This is a genomic window from Paenibacillus zeirhizosphaerae (genome assembly GCF_030705605.1).
GTDB classification, from domain to species: domain Bacteria; phylum Bacillota; class Bacilli; order Paenibacillales; family Paenibacillaceae; genus Paenibacillus; species Paenibacillus zeirhizosphaerae.
The window spans coordinates 68569-85582 of the sequence record NZ_JAPCKK010000005.1; the positions used below are offsets into that span (position 1 = coordinate 68569).

At 52.8% G+C, this 17014-nt stretch carries 17 protein-coding genes; 3 read left to right on the top strand and 14 right to left on the bottom strand.

The features are described from left to right. Window positions 1-220 precede the first annotated feature (220 nt). The 13 genes from OIN60_RS02740 to OIN60_RS02800 form a co-directional block, all read right to left on the bottom strand. Window positions 221-742, bottom strand: a complete 522-nt coding sequence (locus OIN60_RS02740; RefSeq protein WP_305753349.1) for a serine O-acetyltransferase — start codon at window positions 740-742, stop codon at window positions 221-223. Between the two features lie 53 nt (window positions 743-795). After that, window positions 796-2109 carry a type III PLP-dependent enzyme gene (locus OIN60_RS02745; RefSeq protein ID WP_305753350.1) on the bottom strand — a complete coding sequence of 438 codons (1314 nt, stop codon included), beginning with the start codon at window positions 2107-2109 and terminating at the stop codon, window positions 796-798. A gap of 27 nt (window positions 2110-2136) precedes the next feature. Further along, complete coding sequence (locus OIN60_RS02750; protein WP_305753351.1) at window positions 2137-3162, bottom strand: Gfo/Idh/MocA family protein; 1026 nt, start codon at window positions 3160-3162, stop codon at window positions 2137-2139. Beyond that, window positions 3159-4301, bottom strand: coding sequence for a VHS/ENTH/ANTH domain-containing protein (locus tag OIN60_RS02755; protein ID WP_305753352.1), 1143 nt, complete (start codon window positions 4299-4301; stop codon window positions 3159-3161). The genes OIN60_RS02750 and OIN60_RS02755 overlap by 4 nt, the downstream gene beginning before the upstream one ends. Before the next feature lie 56 nt (window positions 4302-4357). Then, window positions 4358-5758 (bottom strand): hypothetical protein, encoded by a 1401-nt coding sequence (locus tag OIN60_RS02760; protein WP_305753353.1) that lies wholly within the window; start codon window positions 5756-5758, stop codon window positions 4358-4360. Between the two features lie 54 nt (window positions 5759-5812). After that, entirely contained in the window at window positions 5813-6625 is an 813-nt protein-coding gene (locus OIN60_RS02765) for an ABC transporter permease (protein WP_370872355.1), read from the bottom strand. A gap of 1 nt (window position 6626) precedes the next feature. After that, window positions 6627-7448 carry an ABC transporter permease gene (locus OIN60_RS02770; RefSeq protein ID WP_305753355.1) on the bottom strand — a complete coding sequence of 274 codons (822 nt, stop codon included), beginning with the start codon at window positions 7446-7448 and terminating at the stop codon, window positions 6627-6629. After that, on the bottom strand, window positions 7438-8430 hold the full coding sequence (locus OIN60_RS02775) for an ABC transporter ATP-binding protein (RefSeq protein WP_305753356.1): 993 nt from the start codon (window positions 8428-8430) through the stop codon (window positions 7438-7440). Before OIN60_RS02775 ends, OIN60_RS02770 begins: the two co-directional genes overlap by 11 nt. A 13-nt stretch (window positions 8431-8443) precedes the next feature. Beyond that, entirely contained in the window at window positions 8444-9466 is a 1023-nt protein-coding gene (locus OIN60_RS02780) for a cysteine peptidase family C39 domain-containing protein (protein ID WP_305753357.1), read from the bottom strand. Further along, on the bottom strand, window positions 9459-9704 hold the full coding sequence (locus OIN60_RS02785) for an acyl carrier protein (protein ID WP_305753358.1): 246 nt from the start codon (window positions 9702-9704) through the stop codon (window positions 9459-9461). The genes OIN60_RS02780 and OIN60_RS02785 overlap by 8 nt, the downstream gene beginning before the upstream one ends. A 63-nt stretch (window positions 9705-9767) precedes the next feature. Further along, complete coding sequence (locus OIN60_RS02790) at window positions 9768-11147, bottom strand: preATP grasp domain-containing protein (RefSeq protein WP_305753359.1); 1380 nt, start codon at window positions 11145-11147, stop codon at window positions 9768-9770. Between the two features lie 13 nt (window positions 11148-11160). Continuing rightward, the gene (locus OIN60_RS02795; RefSeq protein WP_305753360.1) at window positions 11161-12354 is read right to left on the bottom strand and encodes a radical SAM/SPASM domain-containing protein; all 1194 of its coding nucleotides are present in this window, start codon (window positions 12352-12354) and stop codon (window positions 11161-11163) included. A 43-nt stretch (window positions 12355-12397) separates the two neighbouring features. Then, window positions 12398-12676: a phosphopantetheine-binding protein gene (locus OIN60_RS02800; RefSeq protein ID WP_305753361.1), complete on the bottom strand. Its 279-nt coding sequence runs from the start codon at window positions 12674-12676 to the stop codon at window positions 12398-12400. Window positions 12677-13047: 371 nt separating this feature from the next. On the opposite strand from OIN60_RS02800, the gene OIN60_RS02805 reads away from it, so the two are divergent. Genes OIN60_RS02805 through nagA form a run of 3 tightly spaced genes read left to right on the top strand, consistent with a single transcriptional unit; the run spans window position 13048 to window position 15826 of the window. After that, complete coding sequence (locus OIN60_RS02805) at window positions 13048-13914, top strand: MurR/RpiR family transcriptional regulator (protein ID WP_305753362.1); 867 nt, start codon at window positions 13048-13050, stop codon at window positions 13912-13914. Further along, complete coding sequence (gene nagB / locus OIN60_RS02810) at window positions 13911-14636, top strand: glucosamine-6-phosphate deaminase (RefSeq protein WP_305753363.1); 726 nt, start codon at window positions 13911-13913, stop codon at window positions 14634-14636. Before OIN60_RS02805 ends, nagB begins: the two co-directional genes overlap by 4 nt. Further along, entirely contained in the window at window positions 14636-15826 is a 1191-nt protein-coding gene (nagA, locus tag OIN60_RS02815; RefSeq protein ID WP_305753364.1) for an N-acetylglucosamine-6-phosphate deacetylase, read from the top strand. Before nagB ends, nagA begins: the two co-directional genes overlap by 1 nt. Window positions 15827-15908: 82 nt before the next feature. Here the strand turns inward: nagA and OIN60_RS02820 are convergent, their stop codons facing one another. Continuing rightward, window positions 15909-16718 carry a YhcN/YlaJ family sporulation lipoprotein gene (locus OIN60_RS02820; protein ID WP_305753365.1) on the bottom strand — a complete coding sequence of 270 codons (810 nt, stop codon included), beginning with the start codon at window positions 16716-16718 and terminating at the stop codon, window positions 15909-15911. Between the last annotated feature and the right edge of the window lie 296 nt (window positions 16719-17014).

A 17014-nucleotide genomic window follows, 5' to 3' on the forward strand; every position in this document is an offset into this window, starting at 1 on the left:
AAGGTTAAGGGATACAGTCAACATATTTTATGTAATGATGACAGGGTTGGTTCTGTTTAAGCAGAAAAATGGGCAACGATGCCGAATATGCATAAGAAGAACGTCTATCGAGGTGCTTTCAAAGCCAGACCGTACTTAGCAGAAGTTTTTTCTATAATCTAAAAAAGTCCGCTGCCGATTGGGCGCGGACTGTCAGGGCGTATGTATCGGTTGACTAATACTATCGTAGATGCTCAGGGATTGGCTCCTCCCGATCGATATTTCTGGCTGGGATGCCAACAGCCGTTGCATAGTCCGGAACATTTCGTATAACAACAGCGTTAGCTCCTATATTAGCATAATCTCCTACTAGGACAGGGCCAAGTATTTTCGCACCCGCGCCGATCAGGACATGATTTCCGATGACAGGCTCCCCTAGCTGACTCCGTCCCCCCACGGTCACTTGATGAAAGATGGTGACTCCTTCCCCGATCACAGCCTTAGGACTGATCATAATCCCGTTCAGGCCATGGGGCAAATGCAACGCTCGGCCCACCTTCGCCTGTGCATGCAGTTCCCCGCTTGCGGCCAAGCGGACAAAGATCAGGTCCATCACTCTGTACACCAGCCATAAAGACTTCCGCAGAAATTTACCGCGGGTACCGTAATAGACACCATGACCAAAACGGTAGGTAAAAAGGGCGCAAAGCGTTATGGGGTTTTTGCGATTCGCTCTAAAATCACTGGCAAATTCACGAAGCATTCCTGTTCTCTCTCCCATCTTGAAAGAAATGCCCGGCAAACGAGCTCACGGCGCTAGATCTCCTGGAGCAGCTCCGGCTGTATCAAACGTTGATGACGCAAGGCATCTGTACGGTTGCCATGTTCCCGGATCACATAGAGCTGGCCGCCAGCCGCTAACAGCTCCGCCGGGGCTGGATGACCAAGAAAATCGACCGGACTATAGCTAAGGCCGTATGCGCCCGCGTTGGGAATACAAATGTAGTCATTTTCCATGATGACCGGCAGCTTCGCCTTCCGTACGAGACAATCCTCGGGCGTACACAGCGGGCCAACAACAGTGACCTCCTCCCGTAGGGTCTGCCTAAGACTGTGCTCGGCAGTGGACGGCATCTCCGAATGGAGCTTATTTCCACCCAAGACTTTCACCGGATAATTATCGCGCAGCCTGCGGCCACGGAAAGCTGCCGAAGCATAATGATTCATGCCTCCGTCCGTGACGACAAATTTTTCCCCCTTAGAGATCTTCGTGTACAGCACCTTTGTAACATACATACCGGCCTGAGCTACCAGATATCTTCCGCTCTCGATGATAAAGCGGACACCTGCCATGCGCTGCGTCGCTTCTTCAACCAATCCGTTCAAATGCTGGAGCACCCGCTCCATGTCGAGCGGCTGTTCATGTGTAAAATAAGGGATACCGAAGCCACCGCCCAAATTGATGCTGTGAACGGGCAAACCATATTTCAGACTGATCTCCCCTGCAAGCCTGACCGTATTCTCAAACGATCCAATAATGTCTTCTGCCTTTAGCATCTGTGTACCCGTGTACACTTGTATGCCCTGAAACTGAATATGCCCGCATTCCTGCTGGGCCGCAAAAAAAACGTCCAGCTGTGCTTCGTCCACACCGAACGGCCGGGCAGTCCCGCCCATTTTAATCGTGGCTCCGGACAAATCCGCATCAGGATTAATGCGGACGGCTGCCCGCACGCGGACACCGCTGCGTACTGCCACCTTCTCCAGTAGCCGCAGTTCGCGAATAGATTCAACATTGAAGCACCCGATCCCTGCCTCTATAGCCTCACTCAGCTCGGATTCCGTTTTCCCCGGCCCGGCAAAAATGATGTCCTCCGCCTTATACCCCGCTTTAAGGGCTATAAACAGTTCTCCGGCTGATGCGATCTCCACACCACAGCCCAAAGAGCTGAGCAGCGCGGCGATGGTGACATTAGCGTTCGCTTTTAGAGCATAATGCAGCTTGACCGCCGGATGCAGGCGCTCAAGTATACTGCCGACATGAGCACGCAGGGCGTCCCCGTCATACAAAAAGAACGGGGTTCTGTGGCTTTGGATTAAGGACAGCAGCTTATCATCCGGTATATTCATGAACTCGTCCCCTTCATTTCGTGCTGCCTATCCCCGGGCGGCCGATTTATAAATGGACTCCAGCAGTCTGATCCGTTCCGCCGATTCCTGAAAGGGGACAGGCGCTGCCATCCCGCGCACGGTCCGGCAAAAATAATCCAACTGGTTGACGTAATAATTCATAGGCCTGAACTCTGTTTTGGCCGGAGGCTGTCCAGGGTGTTGTATACGCAGCGTCATTTTATAAAATCCGAGATTCGCGCGAAAGCAATCGTTCAGGGTAACCACTGCATGGTCGAAAGTCAGCGTGTGCGAACAGCGGTAAGGGCGTTCGAATGAGAAGAGAGCACTCGCACTCAACCCGTCCAAATATTCGGCCTGCGCCTCGAAGGTCCAGTCGCAGCCCCCTGGTCCAGCAAAGGAGGATTGTCCATGAAAGCTTGCTCCCTTCAGTCCAACTATCGTCTGCAGAAACTGCAGCCAGTACACGCCAAGGTCCCGGAAGCAGCCTCCCCCCTGTTCAGGGCGGCTACGGTAATTGTCTGCATGCCCATTTTTGGCCGGGATGCACAGACGGGTTTCCACCGTGCGCAGTCGGCCGAAGCGGCGGTCTGCCACCATAACATGCAGCCTGTCCTGCCAGGGATGATGCCGGACCATGACTCCTTCCAGCAGGCACAGGCCATCCTGACGGAGGTCGAGCGCGGACTCAATCCCTTCCAACTCATCCGTATGCAGACACAGCGGTTTTTCAACCAGCACATGCTTACCAGCGTTCAGTGCCTTTATAATCCACTGGGCATGCAGATCATTGCTGAGCGCAATATATACGGCGTCCACCTGACTGTCGCTTAACAGCTCCTCGGGGGTACGATGCACCGTTCCGATGCCGTACCGTTCCGCCATCTTTTCCGCTTTGGCGGCAGTCCGGTTCACGACAGCCACTACCTCTGCGTCCCCCACATAACGGGCAGACTCCAAAAGGGCGCGCGGCACGATGGACGAGCAGCCGATCACGCCGAACCGGACGGGTATTCCATTCGAAAAAGGCAATTTATATGCGGCTGAGTTCATTCGCTGCCCTCCCGCACATCCGGGACGGTCTGTGCGGAGTGCAGGCCAAGTCGCTGCGCCAACAAACCCGCGCAATCCGGAGTCCGCTCTTTCATCTCGAGCATAGCCTTATGCATCGGCTCGAAAATGTCCGTACTGCCGCCGTATTCCGAGATCCAGCGCTCGTAACGGATGCCAAACCCGAGCTCTTCCCATAAATCCGCGTTATCCTGCTCATGGGCACCGAAAGGCTCAAGCATGATCAACGGCGTCGCGGAAGCAAACGAGTCGGTGAGGGTCCCTCCTCCCGGCTTGCTGACAATTCCTTTCATCCGGCACTGCCGCCCGTAGACCAGATGATATTCACCCTGATTGCGGTATATTGTCTCTTCATCCGGCTTGACCTCGGCAAATGGAGGGAACATGTGTCTTCCATCTGCCCCCGTTTGCCATGTACGCCACTGCGGGTCCATCCGGTAGTATCTTCTGCTGCCGGACTGCACGTCAGGAGCATCATCGTTATACAGTATCAGATCCAAGGCATAACCAGCGCCTTCCAGCTCGTCCAGCTTATCACGGTAGGTGCCCATGCCCCAGCCGCCGCCATGAACGAACAGCCGCTGCTCCCGTTTCGAATAAGGCACGACCGGCACCGGCACATCGATGTAGCCGTTTATTCTGCCGGCAGAACGGTCAAAAAGAGTAAGCTGACCGCAACCCGCAGCGAATTGCGGCCGATATCTCGCAAGGTTTTTCCATGACGGGGAAAGCGTAGAATCCATATACAGCAGCTCAATATGAAGCGGAGCACCGTTCCGACGCAACCGATATTCCTCCAGCACATACATCCAGTGACCGGACAGGCAGATGAAGTGGCGGCGGTCATCCTCACACCATACGGACAGCAGTTGCTCCAGCGCTTCCGAATCCAGAGATTCGCTTATATCCTGCGGTATTTTTTGCGACATCAATGCAATCTTGAAATTGTCATGATAGGCTTTACGATTCTCGTCCACCTTGGTTCGGGCGGATTCCGGCAGCACGTTCTCGAATACATGAACGGCTGTGCTGATTCCAAGCCTGTGCAGCCCCGATTCAATGAGCAAGCCGGGCGTATAGAATCCCAATCCGAAGCCGGAGCACAATATCGTAACCTTCATCCCGTTTCCTCCCTATATTCTTTTTAAATATCCCTTTCCTTTCCACACAACTTCGGCTAATTCAATACAGAAAATTGATTTTCCACAAAAAAATGTTCCAGCCGCTGCGTCAATTGCGCCTTTCTGTCCTGATTTTCCGCGATCATCGCAAGGTAGAGCCGTCCCTTTCCTTTCTGCTGTATACGCGCTCCTCCATGTGTACCGGAGATCGGATCGTCCGCATCCCTTCCTCCCGTGTTCACGTAGAGGGTATTGGCTGAAAGAGGCATTACTCCTTCTTCACAGTCTTCCGTGAAGAGCAGGCCGGCATGATCCAAATAGTGCAGCAGGTCCTCGTACGGCAGTGCTCCCTGGTGGGACAGCGTGTAATGGGTCATGCTGCCGCGCAGCGATCGTTTCGCCAGGAGTACATCGATGTTATGCTTGATTAGGCTCATCGAACGCCGCGCATTGATCTCCACAATTTCTTCCAGGCTTCCGTCCCTGAGGGTCATCGAATCCACACAGACATCCCCGAAATAACCATCTGTCCAAAGCTGCCTTCCGACCACCTTCATAAGCTCAAAATAGCCCTTTTCTTCAAGCCTCCCGATAAAAGCCGGATCAGGCAGCAGGGACTCCCGATAGGAAAAACTCGAATTGGCCAGGAGCTGCACGGATAAGATTTCGACCTCCCCAGCTTCGGAAATGACAAATTGGCAGGAGAAATCCTGTTTTTTCTCCAAGAAGGGCTCTAATATGAAACAAATCTTTTTCCCCTGCTGTTCCTGCTGCCGCAGATAGGACACAATCCGCTCCAGCATGTGAGTGGACGTGATATGCAGGTTGCCCTTGCCCGATACGCCAAAATCGTCCTTCACGAGAAAGGTACCTTCCCCCAGCAGCTTATGTCCTTCCCGCTCCATATCAGCAACGCTTGTAACGATCAAACCAGGATTGCTTAACCCAAGATGCCTCTTTAACATCGAGGAGTAGGTCTTGGCATTCACTTTGCGGATCGTCTCAAGAGACGGCTGATGAAGACGGATGCCCCAGGCTTTGGCCGCCTCCTCCGTGTATGGAAGATACGCAAACGGGCTAAGCAGGCAGTCCTCCAATCCCGGCAGACCGGATAGACCGTCCTCCCTGCCCCTGCTGAGCAGTTCGAAAACCGACGCAGAGGAAGCTTGAGCAGCGGCAGCGGGTTCACCACCACACAGGTCACGCTTATTGACGGCAGGGCTGAAGCCAAACCTGGATATATACTGCCTGTGCGCCGAGGTCATGGCATAACGGGTAAGCAGCACATCCTCCTGTCCACAGAAGCAAAACAACAATTCATCCATGGCCGCAACAATCGCTGCGCCGGAACGGTCCGGCAGGGCGGGCAGAGCCGCAGCCTCCGTGTCCTTCCAATAGGCTTCCGCCTCAAAGGTTCCCATATATAGACGTTTCAGCGCAGGTACATTTGATTCCATTAGTCTCTTCCTCCCCGAAAATAGATGCCGGCTCCGCCCGCCTCGACACGCCGGTCATTGACTGGCACTGGTATAACCGCGCAGCGCTAGCTGCCAGATCAGCCGCACAAGCAACAGCAGCCAGAACGGAGCCAGCAAGGCCCACAGCAGCATGCTGCTGTTCATCATGCCCAGCACAAACATCGGCGGAAAATTACAAATAACGAATACCGGCAGCACAAAAGTACCGATCCTCTGAATGAGATTGCTGTATACCGACATTGGCACATAATTCATTTCAAAAATACCGTTCGACAGCTCGGTCACTCCGTTGGTACGGATCGTCCAGAAGCCCAGCATTTGCGGCAGCAGAAAGACGGAATAAGCGGTAAGCACACCAGTTGCGAGCAGCAGGACAAAACCGCCGGCCGTCTCCCAGGTGAACGGCAACTGTAGACGGTGCCAGCCGATGCCAGCCATAATGCCTCCTCCGACGACATTGGGAATGGTGTACCCGAGATCAAACTGGCGCAGCGTTACAATGAACTGCAGGGAGATCGGCTGAGTCATCAGCACATCCAGCGAGCCTGTACGGATTTTGGCCGGCAAGCCGGTGAAATTGCTGTAAAAAAGCCCGCTGTACAAGCCGCTCATGATGGTAAACACCCCGATATACATAAGCACCGCATCCGGGGACCACCCGTTAATGTCCGTGCCGGTCCGGTAAGGGACCGAGGCATAGAGCAGCTTGATCAGCAGATAAGCTGTCTCCACCAGAAAGGCGGTAATAAAATTGATCCGGTATTCCATTTGCGATATGACGGAAAATTTCACAAATCGCCCATAGAGCCTGACATAACGTATACAGATTCGCAGCAGCTTGTTCATATCAGCCACCCACCGATACAAAACGTCTGACCCCCGTCCGCCAAACAAGCCTGGAAAGGATCAAGAGCACGGCAATCCAGAATGCCTGTACTCCAATGCCTGCCGCAAGGAGTGTGACGTCCAGCCTGCCGGTAATGGCATTCACAGGAAAAAACACCGTGTAAGCGAACGGCAGCAGGCTCAGCACCCTGCCCGCCGTCTCCCCGAACAGCGTCAGCGGGAACACAGTCCCGCTCGCTACATAGATGGCGAGGGACAATGTATAAAACAGCCCCGACGATTCGGTAATCCAGAATGCCATGCCACTTAGCGTATAATAGACGAGAAAGTTCAGCAGCAGCGCTCCGGGAAGCGTCAGCATATACATGAACAAATCCGTGACGGCAACAGAGGCGCTGTCCCACAGGCTAAGCCCTACCAGCATAAAAACGGCCCCCATGCAAATGACAGCGCTCTGCACGGCTTTGGCCCCGATAAAGCGGAAGAGACGGTAGGCAAAATAATGAACAGGCTGAACTAGAAATTTGCCAAGGCCACCCTCCTTGATATCTGCCGCAATCTCGTATTCAAAGCCAGCGGCGATCAGTCTGCCGGTTACCGCCGCCATCACTGCATAAATCAGCATTTCTTCCAGCGTGTAGCCAAGGAGCCGATGCTCTCCCGAGGAACCAAATACGGCGAGCCAGAGAAAGATCTGCGTCAGCAGCGGCAGGATGAAAGAGAACAATTGCAGCCAATAGTTCGCCCTGTACTCCATTTCGCTCTGCATGCCGAGCAGAAACACTTTGGCATACTTGTTATTTTCAAGCGGATTATTTCGCATCGGCCCATCTGCCTCCGCTGTACAGATTTTCAATTCCCTCCTCCAGCGGCACGTCCTCAATGGTGAAATCCACGACAGGCAGTGCATCAAGCACTTTTTTCGACCAGCCAAGCGTATCCTCCGCATCGACCTCAAAAACAGCCTCCAGTTGACTGTAGGAGCGGATGCTGCCAAGACCCGCCAGCAGCTTCTGCGCGACCGGCTCAGCCAGCCGGACCTTAAGCAGCTTGCGGGTGCCAAGCAGCTCATTCACACTCTTCAGATCCCCGTCATAGACAAGACTACCACCGTTGATAATAATCGCCCGTGAGCATAAATCCTCAATATCCTTCATGTAATGACTGGTCAGCAGCACCGTCGTCCGATGCTGTCTGTTATACGCCTTGAAAAATTCGCGTATCCTGCGCTGGGATACCAGATCCAGTCCGATGGTCGGCTCATCCAGCAAAATGACCTTTGGCTGGTGCAGCAGCGCGGCAATCAGCTCCATCTTCATGCGTTCCCCGAGCGACAGCCGCCGCACCTGCACGTGTAGCTGCTCCTCCACACCGAGCAGCGTCACCAGCTCATCCAGCGAGGTACGGTATTCACGGTCACCGATCTCGTAAATCAGCTTGTTCAGCTCAAAGGATTCGCTTGCGGGCAAATCCCACCACAACTGGTTTTTTTGCCCCATCACGATCGAGATCTGCCGCTTGAATTGCTTCTGGCGCTTCCAAGGCGTAAATCCGAGCACCGACGCTTCGCCGCCGCTCGGATGCAGAATGCCTGACAGCATTTTCAGCGTCGTCGTTTTGCCCGCCCCATTCGGCCCGAGAAAACCAACCATTTCCCCCTCACTGACGGTAAAGCTGATGTCCCTGACGGCTTCCTTGGCGAGCTTCTCCCGTCGAAACAGGTTTTTCAGCGATTTTCGCACACCGGGCTCTTTTTTATAGTACGTGAATGTTTTCGATAATTGGTTCAGGCTAATGGACGGCAAAACGATTCCCTCCTTAATGTTGTGAAGCGTCTTCCACAAGAGGCAGCAGCCGCTCAAACAGCCGGTACTGCCGGTCAGCCAGTTCATGAGCGCGGCTCATGATAGTCGGAACACGACGTCTGTCCAACTGCAGACCCGTCTTGTAGAGATGAAGATTAAGGCGGTGCCAACCGGCATGAAGCTCTTGTGCCCTGTCCGCGATCACATGCGCTTCAGCCCCCAGCGCATGTTGATGAAACATGACATAATCACGGAGATAATCCACCAGGGTAAGCGCAGTGCCAATCCGCAGTTGATAATAGATCTCCCCGCAGAAGAATCGAAACTCCCGGTCATCCATATCGGACAGCAGTTGAAAATCCGCGATGAAGGCACGGTATGCCGCATCCCCCCTCCGTATCCGAGGGTCCCCGCTCCTGCCTGTCAGATACTCCCGGATATGCAATGCGCACGCCTGATGCACCCTGGCTGGCGGAAGCGCGGCCGGGGCTTCCACCAGCCAGGCATATTCCATCATTCCGCCCAGCAGATCATCAAGGCGGGCTGGGCCTGTGTAATGCAACGCACGACCTGATGAGTCCAGCAGGAAGCTGTCCGACACCTGGGCAGTCCGGGACTCCGTTTCCAGGCCGCACAGCTCAATCACATGTCCGCGAGGCTCGTTGATAGTATAAACCTCATGATACGTTAGGGCTGCGCTGGATACGTGCAGCATCGTACCGTACCCGGCATGCAGAGCCTTCACCAGCTTGTCCGGATCGCCGCCTTGCGGGTCCCAGGCCTCAACCTGGATAGCAGGTCCTTCCGAAGCCGTGATTCTGCGCAGTTGATTCCCGAATGTTCCCGGACCAAACGCTCGCAGCTTTCCCTCGTATTCCGCATTCATGCTGCCCGCCAATATAAATAAGTCAGCCTCGGCAACTTCAGTCTTCATGCGCAGCAGCACACTACACAGGGATGAATAAAGACAATGCTTGCCTGTCCGGCTCGTTCCTGACACGGATTGCCCGTGTGAAGCTGTCCCGGCCTTATGCATATCTGTCCAGCATCTGTCCAATTCCTTCCAATGTGGACAGTTGATCAAGCACCAGATCATCGTCATCAATCATAATATCCAGCTCGTTTTCCAATTCCACAATCAATTCAAGCGCTGACAGCGAATTCAGGCCAAAACTGCGCAAATCCCGGTCTGGCTCCAGTCCATCCAGTTCACCCATTGGCAGTTTCAACACCTTTTCCAGTACGGGCACCACGAGGTTTACAGTCGTTTCCATCTGATTTCCTCCATTCTTTCGCAGGTTCAGAACCTTCCTTCCGTGTAATGCAAGTCCCATAGTTCATGCCTTATAAGCCTGCAAGGCTTGTACATGCTGCAGCCCGGCTACGACCCGCTCCAGCCGACACACATAATCTTCAGCCTCTTCCCAACTGTCTGCAGCAATCAATGTAAAGATGCGATTGATAAATCCCTGCTTCAACCCAACCGTGGAAAGTGTGCCTGCCGTATACACAATAACCCCTTCGCGCCGTTCCGGTCCGTACAGCAGTTCCCGCTCGCGGAGCAGCGAGCATAGGGAGGCATACGTCAGAGGCTCAGCCGAGACAATCCGGTAATAGCGGGACACATATTTGTGTTCACCAAGTATAGAGGGTACGAACGAAATATAGGTCGAAAGCGTAAATCTTCCATTGATTTCAATCACCGGAAGGAGCAAGCCGTCCTCATTCACAAAACCGTCAATGGAAGCAATTCCTGTATATCCGGCAGCAAACAGGCTGGCGCCGAGCTGTTCCGCACAGCTTCTGATTTCCACTTCCAGCCGGCGGTCTACCTCTGCTGGCATGCGGGAGCCGATATACACCGTACCGGCAAGCTCCTGAGCTTTGAGCGAAAACAGCGTTACGCCACCTTGCGGATCGATATAAATCTGGTAATTCAAATCCATCTGCTTGGCATGCCAGCGCTCTACCAGCCAACCAGCCGAGAGGGAAGGACGCCCTGCAAAACGCTTCATCACTTTCAGAACGCTGTCCAGCCTGGACAGATCCTCAACCAGAACCATGCCTTTACCGGAAGCACCGTGCGGCAGCTTGATAATGAAGCGGACAGGAGCCGAGCTCTCTGCGGTCATCCGGAGACACGCCTCACGCACTTCCGTTTCATCTTTGCATACAGCGCCTTCTGTAACCCGGAAGCCGAGCTCTTCAGCCGTTCGGCGGCTCCATATTTTATCATTGATACGTGCACTGAGACCTGAGCCGGCTCCCAGCAAGGTCAGCGAGCAGCGTGCCGCTACCTCCTCTTCTTTCCAAGTTACAGCATAGGGGACCAGGTAAGCGGTACCCGCTTCTTCCGATGCAGTCCGCAACCGCTGTAGCAGACCTTCATCGGCAAGCATCAGATCGGTAATCGGAGTCAGCGCATCGAAAGGCTCCGGTACCTCGATGCGGGGAATAGCGAATCCGATCTGGCTGAGCATCTCCAGAAAATCCGGGTCCGGGTGCTGTCGCAGCACGATGATATCCTGACTGCGGCAGAGAAGCAGATTCATTTCCTCTATCCGGTTCACCACCGTCTGCTCGGCCGGATCGGAGATTCCCCCTGAGCCGGGATGCCACACCTCCTCCGCACCAATATTGAACAGCCAGATGAACACATGCTGACTGCGGCCCGTTGAGAGCGCTGTCAATAAATCCACATCCGAATAATGCTGCATGATAGGCTGCTCCTCAAATATATTTCAGAGATTTGGCCCCGTGCAGATAGAGCACACTACATTTAGAGCATACAGGTGTCAGTCCGTTCTCATTGATGATGGACCGGGTCTTTTCATAACGCTCAGACTGCCAAATTTCCTTCAGGCTATGATCCCGCAGGCTTCCGATCGTGAACTCGCTGAAAAACTTGCACGGCATCACTTTTCCATCAGGCAGAATGTCCGTACGTGAATTCAGGGCCAAGCATCGTGATGAACAGCGACTGACCATTTCTTCGCCATGAATAAATTTGTCGATTTCTTCGAAATCAAGCCCAGGCTGATAACGGACACGGATTTTCCATACCCGTTCATTGATCCGGTATAGCTCCTGCATCAAGGGCTCGATATTGTCAGGGTTGATTTTGTATTTGAAGGCATGCCAACTGCTGATGTTTTTTTCCTCCAGCGAGCGCAGCCAAGAGAAGTTCCGGGAGAAATAGTCATCCATTTTGAGTGAGGTTTCTTTGGAGATGTACCATGGAAAAGTAAGCAGAACAAGATCCAGCTTCATACTTTCGAACATTTCGAGAAATTCGAACATCCGTCCGATCATGTTGTCATTAATGACCGCATGCACCGTGACCCGGCCTTTATACAGCCCCTGGTCGCGGAGCTCAATCAGCCGCTGCATCTGGGCCATCGTTTTTTTAAAGGTGCCTTTACCGCGGATCAGATCATGCTCACGTTCAAATCCTTCCACAGCAATCAGCAGCTCCAAATTTTCTGATAAATCCAGAATACGGTCCAAATGTTTATCAATCAGAAGGCCGTTTGTACAAAAGGTCATCTCACGCCGGTCTTCGGCCAGCACGTCCAGAATTTCATCGAAGCGGCGGTGGAACATCGGTTCTCCGCCCCACATGTACAACCGGGATTTGACCTCCTTCGTCTCCTGCAAAATTTGTCTGAGCATCCCGGGATCGAGATCCATATTCTGTTCTTCCTTGTCCATTTGATGATGGTACCCGTCTTCATTCCATTCAAAGCAGTGGGTACAGCGGAGATTACAGCGGTTTGTCAGCTTAATACCGATCGTCTGAGGCATGTCCGTCTTGAAGGAAGGGTCCTTAACGGAGTTGCGGTAGGCAACCAAGGTGTTTTTCAAATTTCTTTTAATCAGCTTGAACGCTTTCTCATCAACCAACACATTGCTTGTAGGCTGCATGCTTAGGCACCTCGCTTCTCAAATTGATGAATCCTTGACGCCGTTATACCATTCCGATTTTCGTCGACTCCGTAAATCCGGCCTGTCCTCTCATATCACGGACATAGCTGCAGAAGATATCTATCGAACTCAGATATTCCAGTTCAAAAGCATCAAAATCGATCTCCACGTCAAATTCATCTTCAATCTTCAGCATAAAGTGCACCAGTTGCAGCGAGTCCAGCCCTGCGTCGTGAATAATATCCGAGCCTCCATTAAGCTTATCGGCTAGCCCCGGATCTTCCTTCGCTTCACTAATCATTCGGATTACTTGGCTCTGCATGTTGCTTCCTCCTCCTTTTCTTTGGCGGCCAGTTCGGCCGACAGGTGAAGGGCGGGCGCAGGCGAGCTTCTCTGGTTGATCCGCCCGGTAAGTCCAATGATGCGAACAAAGTGACATCGACAAAACACAACTCATAATTCCCTTTTCAATTCTATAAATGGAACTATATTCAATTATAGACCTGAACAAAAGGCTTTCGTCAATAGCATAAATTGTATGTTTTTGTCAAAACAGACGAGATTGCAGCATTTTTTTGGGCAGGTCGTTGATTTCCGCGTCGAAATTTTTTATGATAATCCTGAAAATAATTTTCATGTATAATGTATATATATTTAAAATAATTTTCATCACGAAAAGAGGTGACCTATCCCATGCCCGCCATTTTGAAGACACTGCAAAGGGAGCTCAGCGCCCTGCCGCTGCAGGAGCGCAAGCTGGCCGAGACGATTCTCGCTTCGCCTGACGCTGTCATCCGGCTTGGCATCAAGGAACTGGCTGAACAGGGTGGTGTCAGCCCCTCGACGGTAACGCGTTTTTGCAAGTCCCTTCATTTCAAGGGTTATCCCGATTTCAAAATGAAGCTGGCCGCCGAAATTAGCCATCCAGCGACAGAGGCCACTTATCAGGACATTGTGGCAGGCAACCCGCTTCCGATGATCGTACAGGCGATTGAGGCCAACCATATCGCTTCCATTACGGACACCACCCGTTTGCTTGATATGGAACGGCTGGAGAAGGCGATTCACCTGCTCTGCGGGGCAGGCAGAATCGATCTCTACGGCATGGCAACCTCCTCTATCGTGGCTCAGGATTTCTACCAGAAGCTGATCCGAATCGGGGCCAATAGCACGGCATTTCCTGACTCCCACATGCAGATTACCTCCGCATCTTCACTCGGTCCAGGAGATGTGGCTCTGGCCATATCCTATTCCGGTGAAACGCCGGAAACGATCGATGCGCTGCGGCTGGCCAAAGCCGGCGGAGCGCATACGATGTCGCTCACTTCCTACGGCAGCAACACGCTGGCAGGCATCGCCGATATCCCGCTGTTCTCCTCCTCTCTGGAGGAGGGAATGCGCAGGGGGGACATGGCGTCACGCATAGCCCAGCTTCATGTCATAGATATATTGTTCACCGGCATGGTCAGCGCAGGCTTTAACCGTTATATTCCAAAGCTTGAGCAGTCCTACCGCAATGTGCGGACCATCCGCAAGAAACAAGGAGGAGAATATCAATGAACATTTGGACCTTTGATCATGAAGACGACCTGAATTCTACGGGGGCCGGCCTTATCGCCAGCCTGCTGCAGAGCAAACCACGCGCTGTGCTCGGACTTGCCACGGGCAGCTCGCCTGTCGGCATTTATCGCCACTTGACTGACATGTACCAGCGCGGCCTTGTAAGCTTCGCGCAGGCGTCCACTGTTAATCTCGATGAATATGTGAGACTGCCTGAAGATCATCCCGAAAGCTACCGGAGCTTCATGAATCATCATCTGTTTCGCCACGTCGATATTGACCTGGCCAACACACGCGTACCGAACGGTAATGCCGCTGATTTGAACGCTGAATGCGCAGCCTACGATAACCTGATTGACGAAATCGGTCCTGTAGACCTGCAGCTCCTCGGTATCGGACATAACGGGCATATCGGCTTCAATGAGCCTGGTTCTAGCCTGATTGGAGGCACGCATGTCGTTGAATTGGTGGAGCAGACGCGCCAGGCAAACGCCCGCTTTTTCCCGTCCATTGACGAAGTCCCTGTTCAAGCTGTTACGATGGGGGTCGCTTCGATTATGAAGGCAAAGCAAATCCTGCTGGTCGCACGCGGGGCGGATAAAGCCGAGATTATTCATCGTGCGTTAACCGGTCCGATTACAACCGAATGCCCGGCTTCTCTTTTGCAATGTCACCCGAATGTGGTCGTTCTGCTCGACCGGGCAGCCGGAGGATTGTTGTGATGCATTCCAACAGTAACCAACGAGAAATCATATATGGGTCTGTCGTTACTCCTAAAGGGATCATTGAAGATGGAGCGGTTGTGATAGAGGAGGGATTCATACATTACGCGGGAAAAGCAGTAGAAATCCCAACTGCGTTGAAAAAGGATGCGGCGACCTGTGAGACAAGGAACGGATATCTGCTGCCCGGATTCATCGATATCCATATCCATGGCGGGAATGGTGCGGATTTCATGGACGCGAGCCCTGAAGTGCTGGATCGAATCACTTCCTTTCACGCTTCGCAGGGAACCACAGCCATGCTGGCCACAACGATGACCGCCCCTAAGGATCGTATTGAACAGGTTCTAGCTGAGGTGAACGCCTACATCTCAAGTGGCTCGAATTACGCACAGCTTGCAGGAGTTCACCTCGAAGGGCCATTTATCAGCCCCAAGTGGCCGGGTGCGCAAAATCCGGAGCATATAGCAGATCCTCGGGTCGACTGGGTTCAGGATTGGAATGACCGCTTTCCCGGTTTAATCAAGCAGCTTACACTCGCCCCAGAAAGGGACGGAGCGTTGGAGCTGGTCTCCTGGCTCAAGGAACACGGAATTACTCCTGCCATGGGACATACCGATGCCTCCTTTGAAGAAGTAGAAGCTGCGGTGGAGGCCGGATTGCGGCATGCCGTTCATACCTTCAATGCGATGACGCCGCTTCATCATCGTAAACCGGGTGCAGTCGGCGCAGTCATGTTCGACCCACGCATCGAAGCTGAAGTGATCGCGGACGGCATACATGTGCATCCAGCAGCCGTCGCGGTATTGGCCAGACTAAAGCAGGATCATAAGCTGATCCTCATTACCGATGCCATGTCTGCCGCGGGACTTGAGGATGGTCATTACACGATTGGTGATCTTCCTGTCATTGTGCAGGGAGGAGTTGCGCGTCTGGAGGATGGGGTAACACTTGCAGGCAGCACTTTAACGATGATCGAGGGCTTCCGCTTTCTCGTGCACAAGGTCGGTCTGAGTATCACTGAAGCCTCCCTGGCAGCAAGCTTGAATCCGGCAATGTCCATCGGCATCGATAAGCGAACAGGTTCGCTTGAAGAAGGCAAGCAAGCTGATATTTTATTGCTCAGCCCGGATCTCGATCTAATGTCCGTCTGGATTAAGGGCAAGCTGTTATCTTCACAGGAATTGTAATTTTAAGAATATGCCAAAAAGCATCCGAACAAGCCGCGTTCTTTATAGGAACACGGCTTGTTCGAATGCATAAAGACACAGCTCACCGATTGCCGTTGAGCGTCGAATTACCGCGGTTGATGACTCCCGGCCTAGGACCAATGCCATCCACGCCTGTGCCTGCAGGAAATAGACGCTCTGTCATCATTCGGAAATCACGGCCAATTCGGCTAAAAGGCAGTCCATTCCCCAAATCACGCGCATAGCCGCCCATACGTGTCACGAAATTAGGGTCATTGGAAACATAGACATTTTTAATATGCGGCGCGTACTGTTTGACTTTGTAGGTAACTTGATTTTGGATACGATTCGGCAAAGTGCCTGTTCCAGAGCTTCCATTTAATCCGTTGTTATCAGCTACAGAGCGGCGAGGAACAACGCCATTAGTATTGCCTGTTAACCCAGGGGCGACTCCACTGGTTGTGTAAGGAGCTCTCGTTCCCACAATATCGCGCACGCCCATATTCCCTAGATCCGTTACACGTTCACGTGTCGTTGCTTTTGTAACACGTTGCCCTACCAAAGAAAGAGCTACATATGCACTGTTGTTGTTAACCAGCACGGTTGCGTTCCGGATCCCCCTCATTTCGGAAATTCGTTTGGATAGATTCTGACTATAGCGCATGTTATCCGCATGATTAGTTGCCACACCATCTCGTCCCAGCCGGTTTGCCGTATCGGTGGGTTTGACACCAAGCCGGTCAGCCCGGTTCATATCTGCAGCACCATAACGGATATTGTTGGTACGAACACCGTTGCCGTTATCCCGGTAACCGCAACCCGCAATCCCGAGCATGCTGGCAATCAAAGCCGCCGACACGGACACTGTGATTACTTTTTTTGCTCCAGGCATCAGTTCACCCTCCATCAGGTTAGAATGTAAGACAGGCTATAGGATGCGCCTTGTATCGGCGGATTATCCTGAGATGATCTGGATGAAGTGACGGTGTTTCTTCCCCTTGCAAAAAAGGGGATACGCTGGAGACGCTCCGAAAACGAAGCATTCCTCCAATCACTGTTGGCCCTCCGGCTAGAGTAAAGGGCAGGGATTCCTGCCCCTCCTCATCAAACCGTACGTGAGGTTTTCCCTCATACGGCTTTCCGATGCTCGTCATTCATGGGCATGCAGATTACAAAAGCGTTCTAAGT

What these genes read in the sequence shown, in the direction of transcription:
- OIN60_RS02740 (WP_305753349.1), bottom strand. Translation starts at nt 742, where the DNA reads ATGCTTCGTGAATTTGCCAGTGATTTTAGAGCGAATCGCAAAAACCCC.
- OIN60_RS02745 (WP_305753350.1), bottom strand. Translation starts at nt 2,109, where the DNA reads ATGAATATACCGGATGATAAGCTGCTGTCCTTAATCCAAAGCCACAGA.
- OIN60_RS02750 (WP_305753351.1), bottom strand. Translation starts at nt 3,162, where the DNA reads ATGAACTCAGCCGCATATAAATTGCCTTTTTCGAATGGAATACCCGTC.
- OIN60_RS02755 (WP_305753352.1), bottom strand. Translation starts at nt 4,301, where the DNA reads ATGAAGGTTACGATATTGTGCTCCGGCTTCGGATTGGGATTCTATACG.
- OIN60_RS02760 (WP_305753353.1), bottom strand. Translation starts at nt 5,758, where the DNA reads ATGGAATCAAATGTACCTGCGCTGAAACGTCTATATATGGGAACCTTT.
- OIN60_RS02765 (WP_370872355.1), bottom strand. Translation starts at nt 6,625, where the DNA reads ATGAACAAGCTGCTGCGAATCTGTATACGTTATGTCAGGCTCTATGGG.
- OIN60_RS02770 (WP_305753355.1), bottom strand. Translation starts at nt 7,448, where the DNA reads ATGCGAAATAATCCGCTTGAAAATAACAAGTATGCCAAAGTGTTTCTG.
- OIN60_RS02780 (WP_305753357.1), bottom strand. Translation starts at nt 9,466, where the DNA reads ATGCATAAGGCCGGGACAGCTTCACACGGGCAATCCGTGTCAGGAACG.
- OIN60_RS02785 (WP_305753358.1), bottom strand. Translation starts at nt 9,704, where the DNA reads ATGGAAACGACTGTAAACCTCGTGGTGCCCGTACTGGAAAAGGTGTTG.
- OIN60_RS02790 (WP_305753359.1), bottom strand. Translation starts at nt 11,147, where the DNA reads ATGCAGCATTATTCGGATGTGGATTTATTGACAGCGCTCTCAACGGGC.
- OIN60_RS02795 (WP_305753360.1), bottom strand. Translation starts at nt 12,354, where the DNA reads ATGCAGCCTACAAGCAATGTGTTGGTTGATGAGAAAGCGTTCAAGCTG.
- OIN60_RS02800 (WP_305753361.1), bottom strand. Translation starts at nt 12,676, where the DNA reads ATGCAGAGCCAAGTAATCCGAATGATTAGTGAAGCGAAGGAAGATCCG.
- OIN60_RS02805 (WP_305753362.1), top strand. Translation starts at nt 13,048, where the DNA reads ATGCCCGCCATTTTGAAGACACTGCAAAGGGAGCTCAGCGCCCTGCCG.
- nagB (WP_305753363.1), top strand. Translation starts at nt 13,911, where the DNA reads ATGAACATTTGGACCTTTGATCATGAAGACGACCTGAATTCTACGGGG.
- nagA (WP_305753364.1), top strand. Translation starts at nt 14,636, where the DNA reads ATGCATTCCAACAGTAACCAACGAGAAATCATATATGGGTCTGTCGTT.
- OIN60_RS02820 (WP_305753365.1), bottom strand. Translation starts at nt 16,718, where the DNA reads ATGCCTGGAGCAAAAAAAGTAATCACAGTGTCCGTGTCGGCGGCTTTG.